Origin of the sequence: Escherichia sp. E3659 (genome assembly GCF_005781135.1) — a bacterium.
Lineage (GTDB): Bacteria > Pseudomonadota > Gammaproteobacteria > Enterobacterales > Enterobacteriaceae > Escherichia.
Genome location: NZ_VATQ01000007.1, coordinates 117,173 through 141,512, shown reverse-complemented (window position 1 = coordinate 141,512; position 24,340 = coordinate 117,173). Strand labels below are relative to the sequence as shown.

Annotated in this window: 26 protein-coding genes and 1 tRNA gene; 13 read left to right on the top strand and 14 right to left on the bottom strand. The window is 51.5% G+C overall.

Annotated features, from left to right (window positions below):
* Nucleotides 1-2: 2 nt before the first annotated feature.
* The 6 genes from FEK47_RS08130 to hyaA are packed head-to-tail and all read right to left on the bottom strand — an operon-like array spanning nt 3 to nt 5,473.
* Nucleotides 3-860, bottom strand: a complete 858-nt coding sequence (locus FEK47_RS08130; protein WP_135486359.1) for a hydrogenase expression/formation protein — start codon at nt 858-860, stop codon at nt 3-5.
* Nucleotides 857-1,255, bottom strand: coding sequence for a hydrogenase-1 operon protein HyaE (gene hyaE, locus FEK47_RS08125; RefSeq protein WP_135486360.1), 399 nt, complete (start codon nt 1,253-1,255; stop codon nt 857-859). The genes FEK47_RS08130 and hyaE overlap by 4 nt, the downstream gene beginning before the upstream one ends.
* The gene (gene hyaD, locus FEK47_RS08120) at nt 1,252-1,839 is read right to left on the bottom strand and encodes a hydrogenase 1 maturation protease (RefSeq protein ID WP_135486361.1); all 588 of its coding nucleotides are present in this window, start codon (nt 1,837-1,839) and stop codon (nt 1,252-1,254) included. Before hyaD ends, hyaE begins: the two co-directional genes overlap by 4 nt.
* Entirely contained in the window at nt 1,836-2,546 is a 711-nt protein-coding gene (gene hyaC / locus FEK47_RS08115; protein ID WP_001186409.1) for a Ni/Fe-hydrogenase b-type cytochrome subunit, read from the bottom strand. Before hyaC ends, hyaD begins: the two co-directional genes overlap by 4 nt.
* A gap of 18 nt (nt 2,547-2,564) precedes the next feature.
* Nucleotides 2,565-4,358 carry a Ni/Fe-hydrogenase large subunit gene (gene hyaB / locus FEK47_RS08110; protein ID WP_135486362.1) on the bottom strand — a complete coding sequence of 598 codons (1,794 nt, stop codon included), beginning with the start codon at nt 4,356-4,358 and terminating at the stop codon, nt 2,565-2,567.
* Entirely contained in the window at nt 4,355-5,473 is a 1,119-nt protein-coding gene (gene hyaA / locus FEK47_RS08105; protein WP_138183159.1) for a hydrogenase 1 small subunit, read from the bottom strand. Before hyaA ends, hyaB begins: the two co-directional genes overlap by 4 nt.
* A gap of 405 nt (nt 5,474-5,878) precedes the next feature.
* On the opposite strand from hyaA, the gene FEK47_RS08095 reads away from it, so the two are divergent.
* From FEK47_RS08095 to tusE, 3 genes are all read left to right on the top strand, one after another.
* Nucleotides 5,879-5,966: transfer RNA gene (locus FEK47_RS08095), tRNA-Ser, on the top strand.
* 198 nt (nt 5,967-6,164) lie between these two features.
* Nucleotides 6,165-6,824, top strand: coding sequence for an FtsH protease modulator YccA (gene yccA, locus FEK47_RS08090; RefSeq protein ID WP_000375136.1), 660 nt, complete (start codon nt 6,165-6,167; stop codon nt 6,822-6,824).
* A 91-nt stretch (nt 6,825-6,915) separates the two neighbouring features.
* Nucleotides 6,916-7,245: a sulfurtransferase TusE gene (tusE, locus tag FEK47_RS08085; protein ID WP_000904443.1), complete on the top strand. Its 330-nt coding sequence runs from the start codon at nt 6,916-6,918 to the stop codon at nt 7,243-7,245.
* Here tusE and yccX read toward each other — a convergent pair.
* Nucleotides 7,242-7,520 carry an acylphosphatase gene (gene yccX, locus FEK47_RS08080; RefSeq protein WP_000048252.1) on the bottom strand — a complete coding sequence of 93 codons (279 nt, stop codon included), beginning with the start codon at nt 7,518-7,520 and terminating at the stop codon, nt 7,242-7,244. The two genes, tusE and yccX, sit on opposite strands and share 4 nt — an antisense overlap.
* A gap of 94 nt (nt 7,521-7,614) precedes the next feature.
* Between yccX and rlmI the strand changes: the two genes are divergently transcribed.
* Entirely contained in the window at nt 7,615-8,805 is a 1,191-nt protein-coding gene (gene rlmI, locus FEK47_RS08075) for a 23S rRNA (cytosine(1962)-C(5))-methyltransferase RlmI (RefSeq protein ID WP_064528417.1), read from the top strand.
* Between the two features lie 57 nt (nt 8,806-8,862).
* A complete protein-coding gene (gene hspQ, locus FEK47_RS08070) occupies nt 8,863-9,180 on the top strand; it encodes a heat shock protein HspQ (protein WP_001295356.1) in 318 nt (105 codons plus the stop codon).
* A gap of 45 nt (nt 9,181-9,225) precedes the next feature.
* On the opposite strand, the gene FEK47_RS08065 is transcribed toward hspQ, so the two are convergent.
* Nucleotides 9,226-9,639: a CoA-binding protein gene (locus FEK47_RS08065; RefSeq protein ID WP_064528416.1), complete on the bottom strand. Its 414-nt coding sequence runs from the start codon at nt 9,637-9,639 to the stop codon at nt 9,226-9,228.
* Between the two features lie 172 nt (nt 9,640-9,811).
* Between FEK47_RS08065 and FEK47_RS08060 the strand changes: the two genes are divergently transcribed.
* Nucleotides 9,812-10,474: a DUF2057 family protein gene (locus FEK47_RS08060; protein ID WP_130205387.1), complete on the top strand. Its 663-nt coding sequence runs from the start codon at nt 9,812-9,814 to the stop codon at nt 10,472-10,474.
* A 95-nt stretch (nt 10,475-10,569) separates the two neighbouring features.
* Complete coding sequence (gene mgsA / locus FEK47_RS08055; protein ID WP_064528411.1) at nt 10,570-11,028, top strand: methylglyoxal synthase; 459 nt, start codon at nt 10,570-10,572, stop codon at nt 11,026-11,028.
* 31 nt (nt 11,029-11,059) lie between these two features.
* Here mgsA and helD read toward each other — a convergent pair whose 3' ends face one another.
* Nucleotides 11,060-13,114, bottom strand: a complete 2,055-nt coding sequence (helD, locus tag FEK47_RS08050) for a DNA helicase IV (RefSeq protein ID WP_135486414.1) — start codon at nt 13,112-13,114, stop codon at nt 11,060-11,062.
* Between the two features lie 122 nt (nt 13,115-13,236).
* On the opposite strand from helD, the gene FEK47_RS08045 reads away from it, so the two are divergent.
* Nucleotides 13,237-13,683, top strand: coding sequence for a YccF domain-containing protein (locus tag FEK47_RS08045; protein ID WP_064528407.1), 447 nt, complete (start codon nt 13,237-13,239; stop codon nt 13,681-13,683).
* A gap of 9 nt (nt 13,684-13,692) precedes the next feature.
* The gene (gene yccS / locus FEK47_RS08040) at nt 13,693-15,855 is read left to right on the top strand and encodes a YccS family putative transporter (RefSeq protein WP_135404481.1); all 2,163 of its coding nucleotides are present in this window, start codon (nt 13,693-13,695) and stop codon (nt 15,853-15,855) included.
* Here yccS and sxy read toward each other — a convergent pair.
* Entirely contained in the window at nt 15,818-16,447 is a 630-nt protein-coding gene (gene sxy / locus FEK47_RS08035; RefSeq protein WP_135486363.1) for a CRP-S regulon transcriptional coactivator Sxy, read from the bottom strand. The genes yccS and sxy overlap by 38 nt on opposite strands.
* Nucleotides 16,448-16,664: 217 nt before the next feature.
* Between sxy and sulA the strand changes: the two genes are divergently transcribed.
* Both sulA and ompA read left to right on the top strand, forming a co-directional pair.
* Nucleotides 16,665-17,174, top strand: a complete 510-nt coding sequence (gene sulA / locus FEK47_RS08030; RefSeq protein ID WP_064528402.1) for an SOS-induced cell division inhibitor SulA — start codon at nt 16,665-16,667, stop codon at nt 17,172-17,174.
* Between the two features lie 356 nt (nt 17,175-17,530).
* Complete coding sequence (gene ompA / locus FEK47_RS08025) at nt 17,531-18,583, top strand: porin OmpA (protein WP_064528817.1); 1,053 nt, start codon at nt 17,531-17,533, stop codon at nt 18,581-18,583.
* Nucleotides 18,584-18,656: 73 nt separating this feature from the next.
* Here ompA and matP read toward each other — a convergent pair whose 3' ends face one another.
* A complete protein-coding gene (matP, locus tag FEK47_RS08020) occupies nt 18,657-19,109 on the bottom strand; it encodes a macrodomain Ter protein MatP (protein ID WP_064528401.1) in 453 nt (150 codons plus the stop codon).
* A 185-nt stretch (nt 19,110-19,294) separates the two neighbouring features.
* Here matP and FEK47_RS08015 point away from each other — a divergent pair, with 185 nt between their 5' ends.
* Both FEK47_RS08015 and fabA read left to right on the top strand, forming a co-directional pair.
* A complete protein-coding gene (locus FEK47_RS08015; protein ID WP_135486364.1) occupies nt 19,295-21,055 on the top strand; it encodes a Lon protease family protein in 1,761 nt (586 codons plus the stop codon).
* 68 nt (nt 21,056-21,123) lie between these two features.
* Nucleotides 21,124-21,642, top strand: a complete 519-nt coding sequence (gene fabA / locus FEK47_RS08010; RefSeq protein WP_000227926.1) for a bifunctional 3-hydroxydecanoyl-ACP dehydratase/trans-2-decenoyl-ACP isomerase — start codon at nt 21,124-21,126, stop codon at nt 21,640-21,642.
* A gap of 69 nt (nt 21,643-21,711) precedes the next feature.
* Here the strand turns inward: fabA and rmf are convergent, their stop codons facing one another.
* The 3 genes from rmf to pqiB form a co-directional block, all read right to left on the bottom strand.
* Entirely contained in the window at nt 21,712-21,879 is a 168-nt protein-coding gene (gene rmf / locus FEK47_RS08005; RefSeq protein WP_000828648.1) for a ribosome modulation factor, read from the bottom strand.
* Between the two features lie 256 nt (nt 21,880-22,135).
* Complete coding sequence (pqiC, locus tag FEK47_RS08000; protein WP_064528397.1) at nt 22,136-22,699, bottom strand: membrane integrity-associated transporter subunit PqiC; 564 nt, start codon at nt 22,697-22,699, stop codon at nt 22,136-22,138.
* Nucleotides 22,696-24,336, bottom strand: a complete 1,641-nt coding sequence (pqiB, locus tag FEK47_RS07995; RefSeq protein ID WP_130205377.1) for an intermembrane transport protein PqiB — start codon at nt 24,334-24,336, stop codon at nt 22,696-22,698. Before pqiB ends, pqiC begins: the two co-directional genes overlap by 4 nt.
* Nucleotides 24,337-24,340 lie beyond the last annotated feature (4 nt).

Genomic DNA, 24,340 nt, shown 5'->3' with positions numbered 1-24,340 from the left:
TTTTACTGTTGTGCGCTTTCCGCCAGCCACTGACAAACCTCGCCGAGACGCTGCGCAGAGTCCGCCAGATCTTCCGGCGCAGCCAGCACAACTTCGGGTATTGGGCAGATTTCATAACTCTCAAGCAGAGGGCCTTTTAAGGTGTCCATACAGCGTAAATGCCAGACATGGCGTAATCCCGTAGCGTTGATATAGCTCTCGCCATAGCCAATGGTGCGAATCTGAATATTGCCCGGCCCGCAAAGACGCGACAGAAAAAGCCGGTCAGCTTCGCTGATGGGTAACTGCGTCAGGTTAATACTGTGCGGCTGCGCGTCGGGGTTTCGCACATGCGCCAGCAACTCATGGGCCAGCGGTAAGCCATTCATCAGGCCATCGATGGGGGGCGGTAATAGCGAATCTGTCGGCAGCGCGTTTTGCGTTGCCGCCTGCCACAACGCCAGCGGCGCGCAGCCAGCCTCCAGTTTGTCCTCCAGCAACTGTTCGCCGCGACGTCTGCGTACACGCCATAATCCACAGAAGATCGCCTCCTGAATTTCACTTTCACTGCCGTCAGCGTGCTGGATGCGCACTGACACTTCCCCTTCCCCAAGCAGCGTATTGATGAAATGACGATCGTCGGCGTTGAGATTTAACAGATCGACTGCCAGCACCTCACCCAGCGGCGGCTGGCGTTTGCTTAGTTGATGTTGTAACTCGTTTAACAGCGCAATCACCTGCGGGCTATGCACACATTGCTCCAGTGCCGCCATACTTGGTTCATCATTCACCTGACAGGTAATCGGCAGTGGATTCATACTGAAACTGTCGTCGCCAGGTTGTGTTCCCGGTCCCAGCAGATGGAAGAAAGTGTCGCTCATGAGGCTCGCTCCTGTTGCGGTTCGACAAGCCCACGCATCAGGTTTATCAGCTCCGCCCACGGGTGAATGCCGTTCAACACGCCGCGATAGCGACCGCCGGTAAACACCAGGGTGGCGGGAAAGCGAAAAACACCAAAGCGATCGCCAATGGCTTCGCTTTGCGCAAGATCGGCAATCGCCACCTTCCACGCATAGTCTGGAAACTCGCGCAGTAGCTCGCCGATCATTACCGGATTGTCGCTGACTTCAGGCGTCCGTTTTGGGTCACAGCTTAACAACACCACACCGTCTGGCGTTTGCGTAAGCCAGTCATCAAGATGGGATTCACTGACCGGCGTCCAGCCGCGCGCCAGCATTCGTTGCCACAACGCATCAAATGGCGTGTCGTTGCTCATCCCTGCTCCTCCAGCGTCATCCTGTACTGGCGCAAGCGAACGCCTTCGTAATTTTCCATCGACAGACAGTCATAGTTGAGACAACGAGACTCCTCAGTCGGTTGCGGTACAACTCCCCACTCAGCCAGCTGTACCAGCGCCGCCTGTTCCGCAGCGGGCAGTTGCTCTCGCGCCAGTTCGCTCAGGCTACCGCCGTAGTCGTCGAGCATCGCGGGTTGCAGGCCGACGAGGGCAATATGTGCTGGCAGATGTCCGCGGATATCTGCCAGCGCCAGCACTTCGGAGAAACTGTTCTGGTGCAGGCTCATTTTCTTCGCGCTGAGATAGGCCGGAATACGTTCTCCGGCATAGGTTCGTAGCGTTCCTGGCTCCAGCCCATAATCAATGGCATCGAGAATCAACAAGTGGCTGGCGCTTTCGACATAGCCCAACAGGTTCAGCCCTTGGGTACCGCCATCGACAATCTCCACATCCTCGGGCCAGTGATAATGGGCATACAGCCGTTCCGCCACCCGCACGCCGAAGCCTTCATCGGCCCACAGCAGGTTGCCCAGCCCCATTACCACCACGCGTTGCTCGCTCATGAACGCTCCTTGTTGCTTTTGACTTTAAAAAATTTGTGGCTGCGGTAGCCGTTCACCATGGTGGAGATCACCGTGTCATCAGACATGATGTCTTCACGCAGCGCCATGTAGACATGACCGATCACAAACGCGCCAATCAGCCACATCCCCAGGCGATGCCAGCTGTGAATGTCCATTGAGTTGCCGCCCGTCCAGTAGAAAAATTCCACCACGTAACGGAACGGTGTGAAGATGGCGTACTGACTGTGCTCGCTGAACAGCGCAAAACCGGTGACGATCATAAAAACGGACATCAGGAAATAGCCGAACATCGCGGCCTGGGCGATGGGATTATGACCAATATCAGCACTCGGGCGTTTGGCCAGAAACAGATACCAGCGGATTTCATACCACACGCCCAGCCACCAGCTTTTACGCCACACTGGCACGATGAACAGCTCCCGTGAGTAGCGATTACCAACAAATGCCCAGTAGATCCGCATCAGTAATATCACGGTAAAAATCATCCCGGCGCTGAAGTGAATTAACCGGATGTACCCCATGTAGAACAGATAAGTCGCCTCGCCGCTGACCGAAGGCAGCGGTTTGCCAATAAAGTAGCCAGTAACCATCAACACTGCCATGCACAGCACCGTCAGCCAGTGCCAGATCCGCACGGGCGCTTCAAAGACATAGTGGCTGACAACGTTGTCGCTTTTCTGTTGCATGATGATTCTCCTTCGCTGTTAACGCACCTGCACGGAGATAAGCTCGCTACCGTCGTTGCCCAGCACATGAGTTGAACAGGCGAGGCACGGGTCGAAGCTGTGCAAAGTACGCAGGATTTCCAGCGGCTGTTCAGGAATAGCCATTTTGGTGTTCATCAGCGCCGCTTCATACGCACCAATTTGCCCTTTGGGATCGCGCGGGCTGGCGTTCCAGGTGGTCGGCACCACGCACTGATAGAGATCAATCTTGCCATCGCGAATGGCGGCCCAGTGGCCTAACGCCCCGCGCGGCGCTTCGGTAAAACCGACGCCCCGGCACTCTTTCGGCCAGGTCGCAGGCTCCCATTTTTCGGTAGAGGCAGTGGCGAGATTGCCGTTTTTCAGGTTGGTCATCAGCTTGTCGAAGAAGTACTGCAACTTACCTGCGGCACACTGCGCTTCGTGCGCGCGGCACAGAATGCGGCCTAAAGTCGACTGGATGCCGGAAAGCGGCAGGTTCAGCGCCGACATCATGCGATCGACCGACTCAACGGTCGCCGCATCGCCTTTGTGGTAAGCGATTAACGTGCGCGCCAGTGGCCCCACTTCCATCGCATGGCCGCGCCAGCGTGGCGCTTTGATCCACGAGTAGCGTTCCTGTTCATTCAGCTGCTGAATGTTAGTATCACTGCCTTTGACATCGCCGGGGTTGTACCACGGATCGGTAATACCATCGAAGGGATGACGTCCAACCCGATCGTCGGGATAACGATACCAGGCGTGATCGACAAACTCCTGCACCTGCTGCGGATCCACTAAATCTACTGGCAACACGTTTTTGAAGTCGCCGTTGATCACCGCACCGCCAGGCATCAGCAGACTTTTTTCGCCAAAGTCGTTGGCGATATCCGGGAACGCACCGTAGCTGAGGACGCATTGATCCGAAAGGCCCGTGCCGATCTCGCTCCACGGTTTGTTGAACTGGCCGATGGCTAAAGCGTCGGGGATCATCACGTTATTAATGAAGTCCGCCGTACGGGTAATGATCGACTGCACCAGGTTCAGGCGTTCCATATTGACCGCCCCGACCGCGCCGCTTTCGTCAATGTTAATTGCACATGGCATCCCGCCGACAATCCAGTTCGGATGTGGGTTTTTACCGCCAAAGACCGCGTGGATTTTGACAATTTCACGCTGGAAATCGAGAGCTTCGAGATAGTGGGCAAAGCCCATCAGATTGGCTTCTGGCGGCAGTTTATATTGCGGATGGCCCCAGTAGCCGTTGCGGAAGATCCCCAACTGCCCGCCTTCAACAAATTTCTTCAGTCGGTTTTGCACATCGAAGAAATATCCAGGAGACGATTTCGGCCACGAGGAGAGGCTTTGCGCCAGTTCAGAGGTTTTACGCGGATCGGCTTTCAGCGCATCTAACACATCGATCCAGTCCATCCCGGCGAGCTGATAGAAATGCACCAGGTGATCGTGGCACCAGAGCGTTGCCAGCATAATATTGCGGATGATATTGGCGTTGTCCGGCACTTTAATACCGATGGCATCTTCGATGGCGTAAACCGAAGCCAGGGCGTGTACGCCGGTACAGACGCCGCAGATACGTTCAACGAACGCCCACGCATCGCGCGGGTCGCGCCCTTGCAGGATGATCTCCAGCCCGCGAAACATAGTGCCGCAAGAGACGGCATTGGTTATCACATTCTGATCGTTGATATTTACTTCGCAGCGCATATGGCCTTCGATGCGCGTGATCGGGTCGACCACCAGGCGGCGCCCGGCATTGTTGATGGTGTATCCCTGAGTTTCGTACTGAGTGCTCATGCCTGTTTATCCTCGTTGCCCGGCTGTTGTTCTGCTTCTGCAAGTTGCTGGTTATGACGTCTGCGCTGGTCAACGGCGCTGGCGACTGCATGTACGCCAACCGCCGCAGCCACCACGCCAAGCGCGGTTAAGCCGACGGTATCGGCGGTGGAGTGAGTCCCCATTTGCGGAATATCGACCACGCGGCTGTAGAACGAGCCGCGATCCCAGAAGCCATTTTCAGAACAGCCAAGACAACCGTGACCAGACTGGATCGGGAAGGAAACGCCATCGTTCCAGCGGGTAGAGGAACAGGCGTTATACGTAGTTGGCCCTTTGCAGCCCATTTTGTACAGGCAGTAACCTTTACGCGCCGCGTCATCATCCCAACTCTGGACGAACTCTCCGGCGTCGAAGTGGGCGCGGCGATAGCATTTATCGTGAATACGCTGACCATAGAACATCAGCGGACGCCCCATTCTGTCGACATCCGGCAGGCGATCGAACGTCACCATGTAAGTAATGATGGCGATCATCACATCCGGGATCGGCGGGCAGCCTGGCACTTTGATAATGGGTTTGTCGGTAATGACTTTGTCGATAGGCGTTGCCTGCGTCGGATTAGGTCGCGCGGCCTGCACGCAGCCCCAGGACGCGCAGGTTCCCCAGGCGATAATCGCACTGGCTCCGGCAGCGGCACGTTTGAGTTTCTCAATAAACGGTCGACCGCTGCTGATACAGAACATCCCCTGCTCGCCCAGCGGCGGATTGCCCTCTACCGCAAGGATATATTTGCCATTGTATTGTGTGATGATGTCTTCAAAGACTTCTTCCGCCTGAGTTCCGGCGGCAGCCATCAGAGTATCGTCGTAGTCGAGAGAAATAAGGGAAAGAATGACATCCTTCGCCAGTGGGTGAGCGGAGCGGATAAAAGATTCGGTACAGCAGGTGCATTCCAGACCGTGGATCCACACCACCGGAATGCGCGGTTTATTTTCCAGCGCCCAGGCAATCTTTGGTGCCATTCCCGCGCCTAATCCCAGCGAGGTTGCAGCCAGACTGCAATATTTGAGAAAGCTGCGCCGGGTGACCCCCTGACGCCGCATGGCCTGGTAAAATGTCTCCTCGTTATTCATATCGCACGTCTCTTCTCCTTGCGACACCAGCAGGACGCCGGGCGCTTATGGGTCGGCAAGCGACGTCCCTGTAGCAAGGCAAACCATCGTTTTACGTGAGATGCTGAAAACGAAAGCTCATCCTTCTGCACTGGCGCACGTCGCCAGAAAGTATTGTTAATAAATCGTAGTGAAACTTTTGCACAAAACAATACAAACAGTGTGGATTTGTCTTTTAGCGATAAAAATGGACCTTATTTTCCTTAAGGTTTGGCGCAGAAGAATTACGAGCCCATTTTTATGGCGACAGAATGTCCAAATTGCTGTTATTTCAAGCTATCGACACGCATTTGTCTGTTTTTCAAGCAAACAAACAAATTGGGGGTTTACACGACGCATCGGGATGTTTATAGTTCGCGTCATTCCGGAAGTGTGGCCGAGCGGTTGAAGGCACCGGTCTTGAAAACCGGCGACCCGAAAGGGTTCCAGAGTTCGAATCTCTGCGCTTCCGCCAAATAAGATAAGGGGTTAGCTAAATGCTAACCCCTTTTTCTTTTGCCTGTCAAAATGCTATACCACACTCAGTGGCTTAACCATCCTCTGCTAAACCTGTTCCAGATCAAATGCGTAAAGATGGGTAAAACCTCTGGGTAGCTTTCGGCATTATCATTATGCTGCTTCATTAATTACATCTGTCATAGAGAGTGACTCAATGGATCGTATTGTTAGTTCTTCACATGACCGTACATCGCTGCTTAGCACCCATAAGGTGCTGCGTAATACCTATTTTCTCCTGAGCCTGACACTGGCCTTTTCGGCGATTACCGCGACGGCCAGTACGGTTCTGATGCTGCCATCTCCGGGGCTGATTCTGACGCTGGTGGGTATGTATGGTTTGATGTTCCTGACCTATAAAACGGCGAATAAGCCGACCGGGATTATCTCCGCGTTCGCGTTTACCGGTTTTCTGGGTTATATCCTCGGGCCAATTCTGAACACCTATCTGTCAGCCGGAATGGGTGACGTAATTGCCATGGCGTTGGGCGGTACGGCATTAGTGTTCTTCTGCTGCTCTGCGTATGTGCTGACCACTCGCAAAGATATGTCGTTCCTCGGCGGTATGCTGATGGCGGGTATTGTTGTTGTCCTGATCGGGATGGTGGCGAATATCTTCCTGCAACTGCCTGCTCTGCATCTGGCGATCAGCGCGGTGTTCATTCTGATCTCCTCTGGCGCAATTCTGTTTGAAACCAGCAACATCATCCACGGCGGTGAAACGAACTACATTCGTGCCACTGTGAGCCTGTATGTGTCGCTGTATAACATCTTCGTTAGCCTGTTGAGCATTCTGGGCTTCGCCAGCCGCGATTAATCTCGCCCGCTATCTCTTTCTGAGCCTCGCTTTATGCGGGGCTTTGTTTTTTGTTACACTGCCGCCAGTCTGACTAAGGTAGTAAATAATTATGCTGATCTTCGAAGGTAAAGAGATAGAAACCGATACCGAAGGCTATCTCAAAGAGAGTAGCCAGTGGAGCGAACCACTGGCGGTGGTCATTGCAGAGAACGAAGGTATTACACTGTCGCCAGAACACTGGGAGGTGGTGCGTTTTGTGCGTGACTTCTACCTGGAATTTAATACCTCTCCGGCAATTCGTATGTTGGTTAAAGCGATGGCGAATAAATTTGGTGAAGAGAAAGGCAATAGCCGCTATCTGTACCGACTGTTCCCGAAAGGTCCGGCAAAGCAAGCCACCAAAATTGCTGGCCTGCCTAAACCGGTGAAATGCATTTAACGAATACGAAAATCCGTTAACTCCCCGGAGGGATGATGCGGCTCGCTAAGCACCCGTTCCACACGCGCTGAACGCGGGCCGCCGCTTTTTAACCACTGCATTAATTTTTCCACCTGCCCTTCTTCACCGCAGGCAACGACTTCCACGCTGCCATCGTCAAGATTTTTGGCGTAACCAGTTAATCCCAATCTTTTCGCTTCGTACTGGGTGGTATAGCGAAACCCTACGCCCTGAACCCGGCCGTATACCCAGGCAATTATGCAGACTTTCGACATGACTGCTCCCCTTATCCTTAATGGACGCGTTGCAAATCCATGGAAAACTCCGGACAATGGCGCCCATTTCTTTGCATCGACAGAATAGTTAATTATGAGTGTACGTTTAGTGTTAGCCAAAGGGCGCGAAAAATCATTACTTCGTCGCCATCCGTGGGTCTTTTCCGGCGCCGTTGCCCGGATGGAAGGTAAAGCCAGCCTCGGAGAAACCATCGATATTGTTGATCATCAGGGAAAATGGTTAGCACGCGGCGCTTATTCGCCAGCATCGCAAATCCGTGCGCGCGTCTGGACGTTTGACCCGTCAGAATCCATCGACATTGCCTTTTTTACTCGCCGTTTACAACAGGCGCAAAAGTGGCGCGACTGGCTGGCGAAAAAAGATGGCCTCGACAGCTATCGTTTAATCGCTGGCGAATCTGATGGCCTGCCTGGCATTACTATCGACCGCTTCGGCAATTTTCTGGTGCTGCAACTGCTGAGTGCTGGCGCAGAGTATCAGCGCGCGGCATTAATTAGCGCCCTGCAAACGCTCTATCCGGAGTGCGCAATTTACGACCGCAGCGACGTCGCTGTACGTAAAAAAGAAGGTATGGAGCTGACCCAGGGTCCCGTTACCGGCGAGCTGCCGCCTGCCCTGCTGCCGATTGAAGAACACGGTATGAAGCTGCTGGTGGACATTCAACACGGCCACAAAACGGGCTACTACCTGGACCAGCGTGACAGCCGCCTGGCTACCCGCCGCTACGTTGAAAATAAACGCGTACTCAACTGTTTCTCCTATACCGGTGGTTTCGCCGTCTCGGCATTAATGGGTGGATGCAGCCAGGTAGTCAGTGTCGATACTTCGCAGGAAGCCCTGGATATCGCGCGGCAGAACGTTGAGCTGAACAAGCTGGATTTGAGCAAGGCTGAGTTTGTCCGTGATGACGTCTTTAAATTGCTGCGTACCTATCGCGATCGCGGTGAAAAATTTGACGTTATCGTGATGGACCCGCCGAAGTTTGTTGAGAATAAAAGCCAGTTGATGGGCGCATGCCGTGGCTATAAAGACATCAACATGCTGGCCATTCAGCTGTTGAATGAAGGCGGAGTTCTCCTGACTTTCTCATGTTCTGGCCTGATGACCAGCGATTTATTTCAGAAAATCATCGCTGACGCCGCAATTGATGCCGGTCGTGATGTACAATTTATAGAGCAGTTCCGTCAGGCCGCCGATCACCCGGTGATCGCTACCTACCCGGAAGGGCTTTATCTGAAAGGGTTTGCCTGTCGCGTCATGTAACTTGAAAAGTGAAATTTTGCCCATATATCAAAGGTAAAGATTTCCCGGGAGGTGACTATGATTGCCAGCAAATTCGGTATCGGCCAGCAGGTCCGCCATTCCCTGTTAGGTTATCTCGGAGTGGTCGTGGATATCGACCCGGTTTACTCGCTCTCTGAACCGTCGCCTGATGAGCTGGCGGTGAATGACGAGCTTCGCGCCGCTCCGTGGTATCACGTGGTGATGGAGGATGACAACGGCCTACCGGTTCATACCTACCTGGCTGAAGCCCAGCTAAGTAGCGAATTGCAGGATGAACATCCAGAGCAACCGTCAATGGATGAGCTAGCGCAGACTATCCGCAAACAACTCCAGGCGCCGCGTCTGCGTAACTAATCCTCATAAACATGCCCGGAAGGTTTTCGCCTTCCGGGTATTTTTTTATTTCGCCAGGCCCAAACGAGGGATCTCAATCGCCGGGCAGCGATCCATCACCACGTTTAGCCCTGCATCACGCGCCAGCACTGCCGCCTGTTCATTTATAACACCCAGCTGCATCCATAAGGTTTTCGCACCAATAGCGATCGCCTCCTGCGCCACGCCCCATGCTGCTTCTGAATTACGGAAAACATCGACCATATCCACTTTTTCCGGAACCTCCGCCAGCGTGCCGTAACCTTGCTGGCCTAACAGCGTTTTACCGGCGACCTTTGGGGAGACGGGAATAACGTGATAGCCCTGATCGAGCAGATACTTCATTACGCGATAACTTGGACGATCGGGTTTGTCACTTGCTCCCACCAGCGCAATGGTGCGGGTGGACGTTAAAATGCCTGCAATATCGGTTTCTTTCATCATTTCCTCCAGACTATTTACCAAAGTGTACGACAATCCCGACATGCCAACCATGTAGCTACTACGAATGTATGAGAGCAAAAGCAGAAAACATGTCTATATGTTAGTAAGTATGATTAAAGAAAAATTTTGATACATTATTAGTCGGGCGGTCTTTGGACAGGAGCTACCTATGAAAACCGGCATTATGACCACCTTGATTGCACTGTGTTTGCCGGTATCCGTTTTTGCCACCACACTGCGGCTATCCAGCGATGTTGATCTCCTGATACTCGACGGTAAAAAGGTTTCCAGTTCTCTGCTTCGCGGTGCTGATAGCATCGAACTGGATAATGGACCACATCAGTTAGTGTTTCGCGTTGAAAAGACAATCCATCTTTCCAGTAACGAAGAACGACTTTATATCTCCCCGCCGCTGGTCGTTAGCTTTAATACCCAGCTCATTAGTCAGGTGAATTTTCGTCTCCCTCGCCTGGAGAATGAACGAGAAGCGAACCATTTTGACGCAGCGCCGAACCTTGAATTGTTAGATGGCGATGCGACGCCGATTCCGGTGAAGCTGGATATTCTCGCCATTACCTCTGCCGGGAAAACAATCGATTATGAGCTGGAAGTCGAACGCTATAACAAATCCGCAAAACGCGCTTCGCTACCGCAATTTGCCACTATGATGGCGGACGACAGTACACTGCTCTCCGGCGTTTCGGAACTGGATGCAATTCCTCCGCAGTCACAGGTTCTCACTGAACAACGGCTGAAGTATTGGTTTAAACTGGCTGACCCACAAACGCGTAATAACTTTCTGCAATGGGCGGAAAAACAACCTTCTTCCTGAGATTTTTGTGCCTGTGCGCAGGCTTTTTCAGTCTTTATCTTGCAGCGATAAGTGCTTACAGTAGTCTGTAGGAAAGTTAACTACGGATGTAAATTATGGAACTGACAACTCGCACAATGGCGGCGCGTAAACATATTGCGCTGGTGGCACATGATCACTGCAAGCAAATGCTCATGAGCTGGGTGGAACGGCATCAGCCGCTTCTGGAGCAGCACGAACTTTATGCAACGGGCACCACAGGTAACTTAATTTCCCGCGCGACAGGAATGAACGTCAACGCGATGCTGAGCGGCCCGATGGGCGGCGATCAGCAGGTTGGCGCATTGATCTCAGAAGGGAAAATTGATGTGCTGATTTTCTTCTGGGACCCGCTGAATGCTGTACCACACGACCCCGACGTGAAAGCGTTGCTGCGTCTGGCGACGGTGTGGAACATTCCGGTCGCCACCAACGTGGCAACGGCTGATTTCATCATCCAGTCACCACATTTCAACGACGCTGTAGATATTCTGATCCCGGATTATCAGCGTTATCTCGCAGAACGCCTGAAGTAAGTTCGCACAGGCGGCACTCGCCGCCTGTTTCTTACGGTTTCCTTGCTACCGGTACATCCAGTTTTTTCAGGTCGTCCACAAAGGGAGAAGGATTCTCTTTGCTGAACAGTACCCAAACCCGATGCCGTGCGCGAGTGAGCGCAACGTACATCAATCGCCGTTCTTCGGCGTCCGGGTAGTCCTCTACCGGGGGCAGTAGCGCCTCTTCCATAATGGACTCACGCGCCACAGCCGGGAAGCCATCACTCCCCTCCTGCAAACCAACGATGATGACGTAGTCGGCCTGTTGCCCTTTGCTGGCATGAATTGTCATAAAGTCGATTTGCAGCTTCGGCCAGCGCGTCGTGGCTTTATCCAGAGTAACGGGCTTCAGATGGTGGTAACGCGCCAGTACCAGAATGCGCTCTTCGGGTTTGACATAACCAGATAGCTTGTCCAGTAAAGCGTCAAGCTGACTCTCATCCAACAAGGTGACGGCTTTTTTGTCACCATTCGTTAAGCTATTCAGCGGTTTTTTCAACTGATTAGGGTTCTGCTGAATAAAACGATTTGCCACCTCTCCTATGCGGCTATTGAAACGGTAAGTCGTGTCTAAATCACAGCGATCGCCTTCACCGAAGTTTTCATGGAAGGCCGTGGTGAGCGACATTTGCGCGCCGCTGAAGCGGTAAATAGCCTGCCAGTCATCGCCAACGGCAAACAACGTTGTCTGACTATTTTGTTTACGCAATGCTGCCAGCAAGGCCGCTCGCTGTGGGGAGATGTCCTGGAATTCATCAACCAGAATATGTTTCCACGGGCTGATAAACCGCCCTTTCTCAAGGATAGCAATCGCCTGATGAATCAGACCTGAAAAATCGACAGCGTTTTCCGCTTTCAGCGCACCTTTCCAGGCTTTCAGCAACGGTGCCATCAATTTGATTCGTTTACTGAACAGATCCCGAATCTCTTCTGGCGCACTGGCAATCATTTCAGCCTGCGCGCCGCCGTGCATCCGCATCAGACTGACCCAGCGATCGAGGCGAGATGCGAGACGACGCTGCAATTTTTCATCATCCCAGAAGTTGCCTTCTGGCACTGACCACTGCAGTTCTTCCATCAACCATTGTCGCCAGCCCTTCGCCTGTGCTTTCTTTTCACTACACTGCTTGCGCCACTCAGCAATAAAGAGTTCATGGCGGGCTGCGGTGTCATTTTCCAGGTTGCTGACTGTCGGTACTTTTTTGCTGCCTTGCTGAATAATATGCAGGGCCAGAGAATGAAACGTGCGCGCGGTAATCTCTTCGGTATGCAGCCGTTCACGAATCCGCTCGTCCATCTCTTCCGCCGCTTTTCGGCCAAACGCCAGCAATAAAATTTGCTCGGGTGATGCTTCACCACGCGCCAATAACCAGCCAGCGCGCGCCACCAGCACAGACGTTTTTCCGCTTCCTGCACCAGCCAGCACTAACAAGGAATGCTCACCATTAACCACCGCCCGGGCCTGCGCCGGATTAAGCGGTGAAGACTCAACCTGACGGAAAAAATCCGCATATTCGTTAAGCATGGTTTCGGTATACGCCTGATTATGCTGCAACCGACTGCCTTCAATATCTTTCAGCCAGGCCTGACATTTGCGCCACGGCTCACGACAGTTATCAAATTCCTCCAGGCGATTAACCGGTAATGGCAACGCTGACAAAGCCTGACGAATTTGTTGCTGTACCCCAGTGGTTTGCTCCCGCGTCAGCCATTTATTTTCTCCAGTGCGGGCAGCAATAAGATCCAGTTGTTGCTGCAATACGCCAGCAGCAATTTCGCTCATTTCCTCGCTCCAGCGCCGCCAGTGAGCATCAAGATGATGGTGAAAACGCTGCGTCTCTGCCCATTCAGTGCCATGCAGACGCACGACTTTTTCATCAGGCAATACAAATTCCAGCTCACCCCATACCAAACCACGTTTGCAGTGAATAGCCAGTAATTGATTGAAAGGAATAAGGTATTCGTGGCGATCGCCGGAAACTTTTATCCCGGCATTGAGGATCACCGCCCGATCGTAAGGGTGCTGTGCCAGACGTTTGCCAAGAGTTGTCGCTTTCAGTTCCATGTCTCTGTAGATCCACACGATGTCATTTCTTATCAGTGTAACCGCCAGAGAAAACGTGCTCCAGCCCAAAAAAACGTTACAATTGCCGCCCATTACTGAAAACCACAGTAAAGCGAGGTTTTATGCGTACCGTTTTGAACATTCTGAACTTTGTGCTTGGCGGATTCGCCACCACTCTTGGCTGGCTGTTAGCGACCCTGGTCAGTATTGTGCTGATTTTTACCTTACCGCTGACACGGTCCTGCTGGGAGATAACCAAACTGTCTCTGCTGCCTTATGGCAATGAAGCCATTCATGTCGATGAACTAAACCCGGCAGGCAAAAATGTGCTGCTTAACACTGGCGGTACGGTGCTGAATATTTTCTGGCTGATTTTCTTCGGCTGGTGGCTATGCCTGATGCATATCGCAACAGGTATCGCGCAATGCATTTCCATCATTGGTATTCCGGTTGGTATTGCGAACTTTAAAATTGCCGCTATTGCACTGTGGCCGGTCGGACGCCGCGTGGTATCGGTAGAAACAGCTCAAGCTGCGCGTGAAGCCAATGCACGTCGCCGTTTCCAATAATCCAACATTATGGCCTTTATGCTAAGTCCTTTGCTCAAACGCTATACCTGGAACAGCACCTGGCTGTATTACGCGCGCATTTTTATCGCACTTTGCGGCACTACTGCGTTTCCGTGGTGGCTGGGTGATGTAAAACTTACGATTCCGCTGACTCTCGGAATGGTGGCGGCAGCACTGACCGATCTCGACGACCGACTGGCGGGACGTCTGCGTAATCTCATTATTACGCTGTTCTGTTTTTTTATTGCCTCGGCTTCAGTAGAGCTGTTATTTCCGTGGCCCTGGCTGTTCGCCATTGGTTTAACGCTCTCCACCAGCGGCTTCATTTTGCTCGGCGGCCTGGGTCAACGCTATGCGACCATCGCTTTCGGTGCATTGCTGATTGCCATTTACACGATGCTGGGAACCTCCCTGTATGAGCACTGGTATCAGCAGCCTATCTATCTGCTTGCTGGTGCGGTTTGGTACAACATCCTGACGCTTATTGGTCATTTGCTGTTCCCTGTCCGCCCGTTGCAGGACAACCTGGCACGTTCTTATGAACAACTGGCGCGGTATCTGGAACTCAAGTCACGTATGTTTGATCCTGATATTGAGGATGAAAGCCAGGCTCCGCTGTATGATTTGGCGCTCGCCAACGGGCAACTTATGGTGACGCTGAACCAGACGAAAATCTCGTTGCTGACCCGCTTACGCGGCGACCGCGGCCAGCGGGGAACGCGTCGTACACTACATTACTATTTTGTAGCGCAGGATATCCACGAGCGAGCGAGCTCTTCACATATTCAGTATCAAACGCTGCGAGAACATTTTCGCCACAGCGACGTGCTGTTCCGCTTCCAGCGCCTGATGTCAATGCAGGGCCAAGCCTGCCAACAATTGTCACGCTGTATTTTACTGCGCCAGCCTTATCAGCACGATCCACATTTTGAACGCGCTTTTACGCATATTGACGCCGCACTTGAGCGAATGCGCGAAAACGGTGCGCCCGCCGATCTGCTAAAAATACTGGGATTCCTGCTGAACAATTTACGTGCCATAGATGCCCAACTGGCGACGATTGAATCAGAACAAGCTCAGGCGCTGCCCCACAATGCAGACGAAAATGAACTCGCCGACGACAGCCCTCGCGGGTTTAGCGATATCTGGCTGCGTCTTAAACGTAACTTAACGCCGGAGTCTGCACTCTTTCGCCATGCAGTGAGAATGTCGCTGGTATTGTGTGTTGGTTACGCCATCATTCAGATTACCGGAATGCATCACGGGTATTGGATCTTGCTGACAAGTCTGTTTGTCTGCCAGCCAAACTATAACGCCACGCGCCACCGACTGAAGTTAAGGATTATTGGTACGTTAGTGGGTATTGCGATTGGTATTCCTGTGCTGTGGTTTGTTCCGTCACTGGAAGGACAACTGGTGCTGCTGGTGATTACCGGCGTGCTCTTTTTTGCCTTCCGTAACGTGCAATACGCTCATGCAACGATGTTCATTACGCTTCTGGTGTTACTGTGCTTCAACTTGCTGGGTGAAGGTTTTGAAGTCGCGCTGCCTCGCGTAATCGATACACTGATCGGCTGTGCAATAGCATGGGCGGCGGTGAGCTACATCTGGCCCGACTGGCGGTTTCGCAATCTGCCGCGAATGCTTGAACGCGCGACGGATGCTAACTGCCGTTATCTCGATGCCATTCTTGAGCAATATCATCAGGGGCGTGACAACCGTCTGGCGTATCGTATTGCCCGTCGCGATGCTCACAACCGTGATGCTGAACTGGCGTCGGTGGTGTCGAATATGTCCAGTGAACCGAACGTCACACCGCAAATTCGCGATGACGCATTCCGTTTACTGTGCCTTAACCATACGTTTACCAGCTATATTTCTGCCCTTGGCGCACACCGCGAGCAGTTAACCAACCCTGAAATTCTGGCGTTTCTTGATGACGCAGTTTGCTATGTTGATGACGCGCTACATCATCAACCTGCCGATGAAGAACGCGTCAATCAGGCATTAGCTGGCCTGAAACAGCGGATGCAACAACTTGAACCGCGGGCAGACAGCAAAGAACCTCTGGTCGTACAGCAAATCGGGTTACTGATTGCATTACTGCCAGAAATTGGCCGTCTGCAACGTCGGATTACTCAAGTTCCTCAGGAAACTCCTGTTTCGGTGTAATAGAATCTGCCCATTCTGCAAGCTCCTGGCGGCGTGCCACCGGGAGCGCAGCTTCATGAATACCGATAATTGCGCCTTCAAGCATGAACAGAATCTTTTCTGTCACCAGACTGTTATGCTGCCGTAGTCGCAACCAGCACATTTTCGCCCCAAGTATACGTAGCGCCCGAACATCCTTAATCCCCACTTCCCCGAGAATCGCTTCCAGGTGATAAGACATATTGGGCAAATCTTTCAGCCGTTGCTGGGTGTCGCGCGAACTTTTCTCTTTAAGCGCAGCGTCCAGCGAATATTTCGACAGCCGCACCAACTTCTGTTGATTCCGCCATAAGCTTTCATCAACCCGGTAGTAATTGAGAGTAACGGGGCGGCCACACTTTTTGTATGTCAGCCAGACTGGCGGATGTTTTACACAGTACTGTGCGCTTTGCTCACAAGCTCGAAGGTACAACTCACCATCAGAAACCATCGCAAACACTGTATCGTCAACGGTCAGACTGTAACTGCCAAACAACGATCGATATTCAATAGTGCCTAACATCGACAGATATTCTTGTGACTTATAGATCCGCTTGTAGGAGAGGCTTTTCATAAAATTCCTTTTAAAATCATAATATAAAAGAATAATTCACATTAACGGATCCGTTAAATACGAAAATAGGCAACTTATTCTCAAGGGGCAAGATTAATTTAAGTTTTCAGGTCACCAACGACAAAAATTGCGAGGCTCTTTCCGAAATTTGTGTTGATCTTTGTTGTCACTGGATGTACTGTATATTCATACAGTAACTCACAGGGCTGGATTGATTATGTACACTTCAGGCTACGCAAATCGTTCTTCGATGTTCTCCTCCACAGCAAGCAAAATTGCGCGTGTCTCTACGGAAAACACTACAGCCGGGCTAATTAGTGAAGTTGTCTATCGCGAAGATCAGCCCATGATGACGCAACTCCTGCTTTTGCCATTATTACAGCAACTCGGCCAACAATCGCGTTGGCAACTTTGGTTAACGCCGCAACAAAAACTAAGTCGTGAATGGGTGCAGGCAGCGGGACTACCCTTAACTAAGGTGATGCAGATAAGCCAGCTTTCCCCTTGTCACACCGTGGAATCAATGGTTCGTGCTTTGCGTACGGGAAATTACAGCGTAGTGATCGGTTGGTTGGCAGACGATCTGACAGAAGAAGAGCATGCTGATCTTGTCGATGCCGCCAATGAAGGTAACGCAATGGGGTTTATTATGCGTCCAGTAAGCACACACTCTCACGCCACGAGACAACTTTCTGGGCTAAAAATTCACTCAAATTTGTATCATTAAGTAAATTTAGGATTAATCCTGGAACTTTTTTTGTTAACCCGTAGACGCTTTCACTTGTCACTAATTTTACTTGTGGAGGCTTGTCTGAAGCGGTTTCCGCGATTTTATCCTGTAAAGTATCGTTAACAAAAAAGGTTAAACGTACCTTATACAAGTCTTTTTTTTCATATGCCTGACGGAGTTCACACTTGTAAGTTTTCAACTACGTTGTAGACTTTACATCGCCAGGGGTGCTCGGCATAAGCCGAATTTATCGGCAGAGTTACAATTGAGCAGATCCCCCGGTGAAGGATTTAACCGTGTTATCTCGTTGGAGATATTCATGGCGTATTTTGGATGATAACGAGGCGCAAAAAATGAAAAAGACAGCTATCGCGATTGCAGTGGCACTGGCTGGTTTCGCTACCGTAGCGCAGGCCGCTCCGAAAGATAACACCTGGTACACTGGTGCTAAACTGGGCTGGTCCCAGTACCATGACACTGGTTTCATTCCTAACAATGGTCCGACCCACGAAAACCAACTGGGTGCAGGTGCTTTTGGTGGTTACCAGGTTAACCCGTATGTTGGCTTTGAAATGGGTTACGACTGGTTAGGTCGTATGCCGTACAAAGGCGACAACATCAACGGCGCATACAAAGCTCAGGGCGTTCAGCTGACCGCTAAACTGGGTTACCCAATCACTGACGATCTGGACATCTACACTCGTCTGGGTGGTATGGTATGGCGCGCAGACACCAAGGCTAACGTACCTGGTGGCCCATCCTTTAAAGACCACGACACCGGCGTTTCTCCGGTATTCGCAGGTGGTGTTGAGTACGCGATCACTCCAGAAATCGCTACCCGTCTGGAATATCAGTGGACCAACAACATCGGTGACGCTAACACCATCGGTACTCGTCCGGACAACGGTCTGCTGAGCCTGGGTGTTTCCTACCGTTTCGGTCAGGGCGAAGCAGCTCCAGTAGTTGCTCCGGCTCCGGCTCCGGCTCCAGAAGTACAGACCAAGCACTTCACTCTGAAGTCTGACGTTCTGTTCAACTTCAACAAAGCAACCCTGAAACCGGAAGGTCAGGCTGCTCTGGATCAGCTGTACAGCCAGCTGAGCAACCTGGATCCGAAAGACGGTTCCGTAGTTGTTCTGGGTTACACTGACCGCATCGGTTCTGACGCTTACAACCAGGGTCTGTCCGAGCGTCGTGCTCAGTCCGTCGTTGATTACCTGATCTCCAAAGGTATCCCGTCTGACAAGATCTCCGCACGTGGTATGGGCGAATCCAACCCGGTTACTGGCAACACCTGTGACAACGTGAAACAGCGTGCTGCTCTGATCGACTGCCTGGCTCCGGATCGTCGCGTAGAGATCGAAGTTAAAGGCATCAAAGACGTTGTAACTCAGCCGCAGGCTTAAGTTCTCGTCTAATAAAAACCCCGCTACTGCGGGGTTTTTTTTCATCTGTAGTAAAGTAAATGACCTTCGCCAGTTATTCCTTACCAAGTAATGCCTGCAAATCCTGCTTCAAAGAAGACATTTTATTCGCATACTTCTCTTTGTTTTCCGCATCTTCAATCAGCTGGACAATCGTTTCGGATAGCGTTTTACCACGACGTTGCGCAAGCCCTGCTAACCTTTGCCAGACAATAAATTCCAGATCGATAGATTTCTTGCGCGTATGCTGATGCTCCGCATTAAAGTGCCGTTTTCGTCTGGCCCGAATCGTCTGTTTCATGCGATTAAGCAGCTCTGGATTCATATGTTTTTCAATCCAGCCATTTACGAGTACAGGTTCGTTCTCCAGCGATAGCAACACATCGACGGCTTCCTGGGCGGCACTGGCCTCTATGTAACGGGTGATCAACTCACCTTCACGGTGCTTCTTCACCAGATATTTCCATTTCCAACCACTTTCAAGATTTTCAAGTTGTTGATATTTCATAGCGATCTCAATGTTACCGTGTAACTCTTTACAGAATATCAGCTTTTTACCTGTGTGATGAAAAGAATCTCTGTCCTGTGAGCTTTAACGCGCATGCCGGGACTTTTGTCGGTGCTTTCTACGTGTGCTGCAGTGCCGGTTACGGTATAATCGCGCCTTTGACAACAGACTAAAAAACATCGACTTTGACCATTACGAAACTTGCATGGCGTGACCTGATTCCTGATACCGAAAGCTATCAGGAAGTATTCGCACAGCCACATTTGATTGACGAAAACGATCCTTTATTCAGTGACACTCAACCGCGACTGCAATTTGCGCTTGAGCAGTTGCTGCACGCGCGGGCATCATCCTCTTTTATACTGGCAAAAGCGCCGGAAGAATCCGATTATCTGAATCTTATAGCCGATGCTGCACGCACGCTACAAAGCGATGCAGGCCAACTGATGGGCGCTCACTATGAGATTTCCGGCCACACCATACGCTTACGGAACGCAGTTAGCACTGACGATAATTTTGCGACCTTAACCCAGGTTGTTACTGCTGACTGGGCTGAAGCCGAACAGCTTTTTGGCTGTTTGCGCCAGTTTAATGGCGACATTACCTTGCAGCCAGGACTGGTACATCAGGCCAATGGCGGCATTTTGATTATCTCCTTGCGTACACTGCTGGCCCAGCCATTGCTGTGGATGCGTCTGAAGAACATCGTCAACCGCGAACGCTTCGATTGGGTAGCATTTGATGAGTCGCGCCCTCTCCCCGTCTCTGTACCTTCGATGCCATTGAAGCTGAAAGTTATTCTGGTAGGCGAACGCGATTCATTGGCCGATTTCCAGGAGATGGAGCCAGAACTGTCTGAACAAGCTATCTATAGCGAATTTGAAGATACTCTGCAGATAGTCGATGCCGAATCCGTACGCCAGTGGTGTCGCTGGGTGACTTTTATCGCCAGACTTAACCACTTGCCAGCGCCAGATGCCGACGCCTGGCCGGTACTTATCCGCGAAGCAGTACGCTATACCGGTGAGCAAGAAACGCTGCCACTTAGTCCGCAGTGGATCCTCCGCCAGTGTAAGGAGGTCGCTTCATTGTGCGAAGGTGATACCTTCTCCGGCGAGCAGCTAAACTTAATGCTACAGCAGCGGGAATGGCGCGAAGGTTTCCTCGCCGAGCGCATGCAGGATGAAATCCTTCAGGAGCAGATCCTGATTGAAACCGAAGGTGAACGCATCGGGCAAATTAACGCCCTTTCGGTCATTGAATTTCCAGGCCATCCACGCGCATTTGGCGAACCTTCTCGCATTAGCTGCGTTGTGCATATTGGCGATGGTGAATTCACCGACATCGAACGGAAAGCGGAGCTTGGCGGCAACATTCACGCTAAAGGGATGATGATCATGCAGGCGTTTTTGATGTCGGAACTTCAGCTTGAGCAACAGATCCCTTTCTCGGCGTCACTGACCTTTGAGCAATCTTACAGTGAAGTGGATGGTGACAGCGCATCAATGGCCGAGCTCTGCGCTCTGATCAGCGCCCTTGCTGATGTCCCGGTGAATCAGAGTATCGCCATTACAGGTTCAGTGGATCAGTTTGGTCGCGCCCAGCCTGTGGGCGGTCTGAATGAGAAAATCGAAGGCTTCTTTGCTATCTGCCAGCAGCGTGAGTTAAGTGGGAAGCAAGGTGTGATTATCCCCAGCGCTAACGTTCGCCATTTAAGTCTTCACAGTGAACTGGTGAAGGCGGTAGAGGAAGGCAAATTCACCATCTGGGCAGTGGACGATGTGACTGATGCACTGCCGTTATTATTAAATCTGGTGTGGGATGGCGAAGGCCAGACGACGCTGATGCAAACTATCCAGGAACGTATCGCGCAAGCATCGCAACAGGAAGGGCGTCACCGTTTTCCGTGGCCACTACGTTGGCTGAACTGGTTTATTCCGAACTGATCGGACTTGTTCAGCGTACACGTGTTAGCTATCCTGCGTGCTTCAATAAAATAAGGCTTACAGAGAACATGGTAGATAAACGCGAATCCTATACAAAAGAAGACCTTCTTGCCTCTGGTCGCGGTGAACTGTTTGGTGCTAAAGGCCCACAATTGCCAGCACCGAACATGCTGATGATGGACCGTGTGGTCAAAATGACTGAAACGGGCGGTAACTTCGACAAAGGGTATGTAGAAGCAGAGCTGGATATTAATCCGGACCTGTGGTTCTTCGGTTGCCACTTCATCGGCGATCCGGTAATGCCGGGCTGCCTGGGCCTGGACGCGATGTGGCAGCTGGTAGGATTCTACCTCGGCTGGCTGGGCGGCGAAGGTAAAGGCCGCGCCCTGGGCGTTGGCGAAGTGAAATTCACAGGCCAGGTGCTGCCGACGGCGAAAAAAGTGACCTATCGTATTCACTTTAAACGCATTGTTAACCGTCGTCTGATTATGGGCCTGGCGGATGGCGAAGTGCTGGTTGATGGTCGTTTGATCTATACCGCCAACGACCTGAAAGTGGGTCTGTTCCAGGATACGTCTGCATTCTGATTTTAATCAGACAGAGTATATAAAGGCGAAACCTCCGCAATGCGGAGGTTTCTTTTTAAAGAGACAGAATCAGGCCATTACTACCCTGTCCGCCATGGCTTCTCGCCAGCCTCCCAGCCATTGTGACCTTTGATTCAGCGTCTGATAGGGACACATTTCTTTTGAGCGTCCGGCGATGCCGGCCTGATAACCACGTTGATGTGCCCGTTCCAGGCGATCTCGTTTTTGTCTCTTCATGCCTCGTTTCCCTCATACTGGTTTCTGGTGGAAAAGAAAACAGTGATTACTAAATGTGCAATCACAGTTAAGCAATACCGCGAATCATAACTGCCGTCAATGCTCAAAATTCACGCCACTGCCATATTTGTGAGCTACACGGGCATGTCAGTTGTACAAAAAATGTGAAGCGGAACAAGTTTTCCCATGGCTTATAAACAAAAAAAACCGCCTCAGGCTACATGCCGGAGACGGTTTTATTTACAAATCTTTATAATTAAGGTAGACGCTTTATCTCTTGCGCAATAGTAGCGGCTTCCTGACTCCAGACACTGGCCAGCACTTTGACCATTTCATCGTAGCCATCCTGATTCTGCACCCCTTCCACACGGAACGGACGTTTTATCAGTTGTCCCTGATGGTTTAGTAGCCATTCGCCACTCACAATCACCTTACCATCGTAACGGCCGTTAAACTCCGTCACAGTCACATTAAGCGTGTCCTGGGTACTTCCCAAAGGCTGGGAGGCTACGACCCAACCGGGCAGTTGCGCACTCAGGTTAGCGACCAGGGTATTGCGCAACTGTTGATCCAGCGGGCTGGCCCACAGGTTGTTATTGGCAATCACATACTTCACATCACTGGTCTGGTATACCACACCATTCCCTGCCAGATAATCAGGTACGGAAACCTGCTCGACCCATAGCAGGCGGTTACCCTGGCTGGCGGTACTTTGCGTACCGCTCTGCACCACAGGTAATTGGTAATAGTTTTTGTTAATTTCACCGGAGCTGCATCCGGCCAGCCACAGTGCCGCTATCGTCACTAGCCACTTTTTCATTGTTTCGCCCTCTTCGGCTCTGGATCTTTTTTATCCTTCGCTTCAAATACCAGTGCGTTGCTCTTCTCGTTGAGCGTTTTCAGAACCGGCTGCAGTTCACGCAATACCTGATCAAGACGCTGCATATCCGCCACCATCTTGTTATAAGCTGCGGAACCCGGCTGGAAGCCCTGCATGCTGCGATTCAATTCGCGCAGTGTCGACTGCATATCCGTCGGCAACTGTTGCATCGACTGGCTGGCAAGGATCTTGTTCATACTATCCAGCGTAGTCTGCAGGTTTTTCATCGTGCGCTGACTTTCCGACAACGTACTGGTCGCCTGTTCAATCATCGGATTCAACGGCAGTTTGTTAATCTTATCCAACGCTTCCATCAGACGTTGCTGGATTTGCGCCAGACCACCGCTAACGGTCGGGATTATTTGATAGCCATTAAACTCACGCACACCGGTAATTGCCGGAGCATTTGGATAGAAGTCCAGATCGACGTACAGCGCTCCCGTGACCAGATTCCCGGTTTTCAGTGAACCGCGTAAACCACGCTTCAGCAATTCGGCCAGGTGTTCTACCACATCAGCATTTTCACCTAACTGCATTTTCAGTCGTTCTGGTTCAATACGCACCATGACTGGAATGCGATAATCATCGTTAAAGACCTGACGCATATTCGGCGCAAAGAATGGCACTTTGCTTACCGTACCGAGACGAATACCGCGGAATTCCACTGGCGCGCCAGGTTGCAGACCGCGTACCGAATCTTTAAAGAACATCAGATAATCAATGTGATCTGTGTACAGTGAATCCTGGATACTCTTCTGATCATCATACAAAACGAATGACGTTTTTGGCGCAACCGGCTGTCCCAAATCCAACCCTTCAGGCACGTCAAAGCTGACACCACCACTTAGCAACGTCGTCAATGACCCCATCTCTACGCGCATCCCCGCCGAGGTCAGATCCACCGCTATGCCGCTATCTTTCCAGAAGCGAACGTTGCTCGTTACCAGGCGGTCATAAGGCGCATTGATGAACAGTTGATAGCTGATATTACGCTTCTGGGTATCGAAGGTGCTGGTTTCAACCGACCCTACGCGATAACCACGAAACAGCACGGGATCTCCCGCCGTGAGCTGCCCAGCTTTGTTGCTGTCAAGAATGACACGGATCCCTTTGGCATCTGGTGGGGCCAACGGTGGAGAATCAAGCAAATCATATTTTGTTTGCTTACTGCCTGCAGCCCCCGGTTGCAACTCGATATACACACCGGAAAGCAACGTACCAAGGCCACTAATGCCTTCACGACCAATTTGTGGTTTCACTACCCAAAAAACAGTATCTTTGTGCAGCAGTTTTTCCATACCGGCGTTGAGACGCGCTTTGATTTCAACATGCGTTAAATCATCAGCCAGCGTGGCACTTTCGACCACACCGACGTCCACGCTACGACTTTTAATGGTAGTCTTGCCGCCTTCTATTCCTTCCGCATTAGCAGTGATCAGGGTAACTTCCGGCCCTTGATGACTGTAATGATAAAAAAGTACCCAGGCCCCGATGAGTGCCGTAACGATGGGAAATATCCACACAGGGGACCAGTTCTTCACTTTCTGGATTTTGGCTTCCCCACTATTAGATTCCATACTG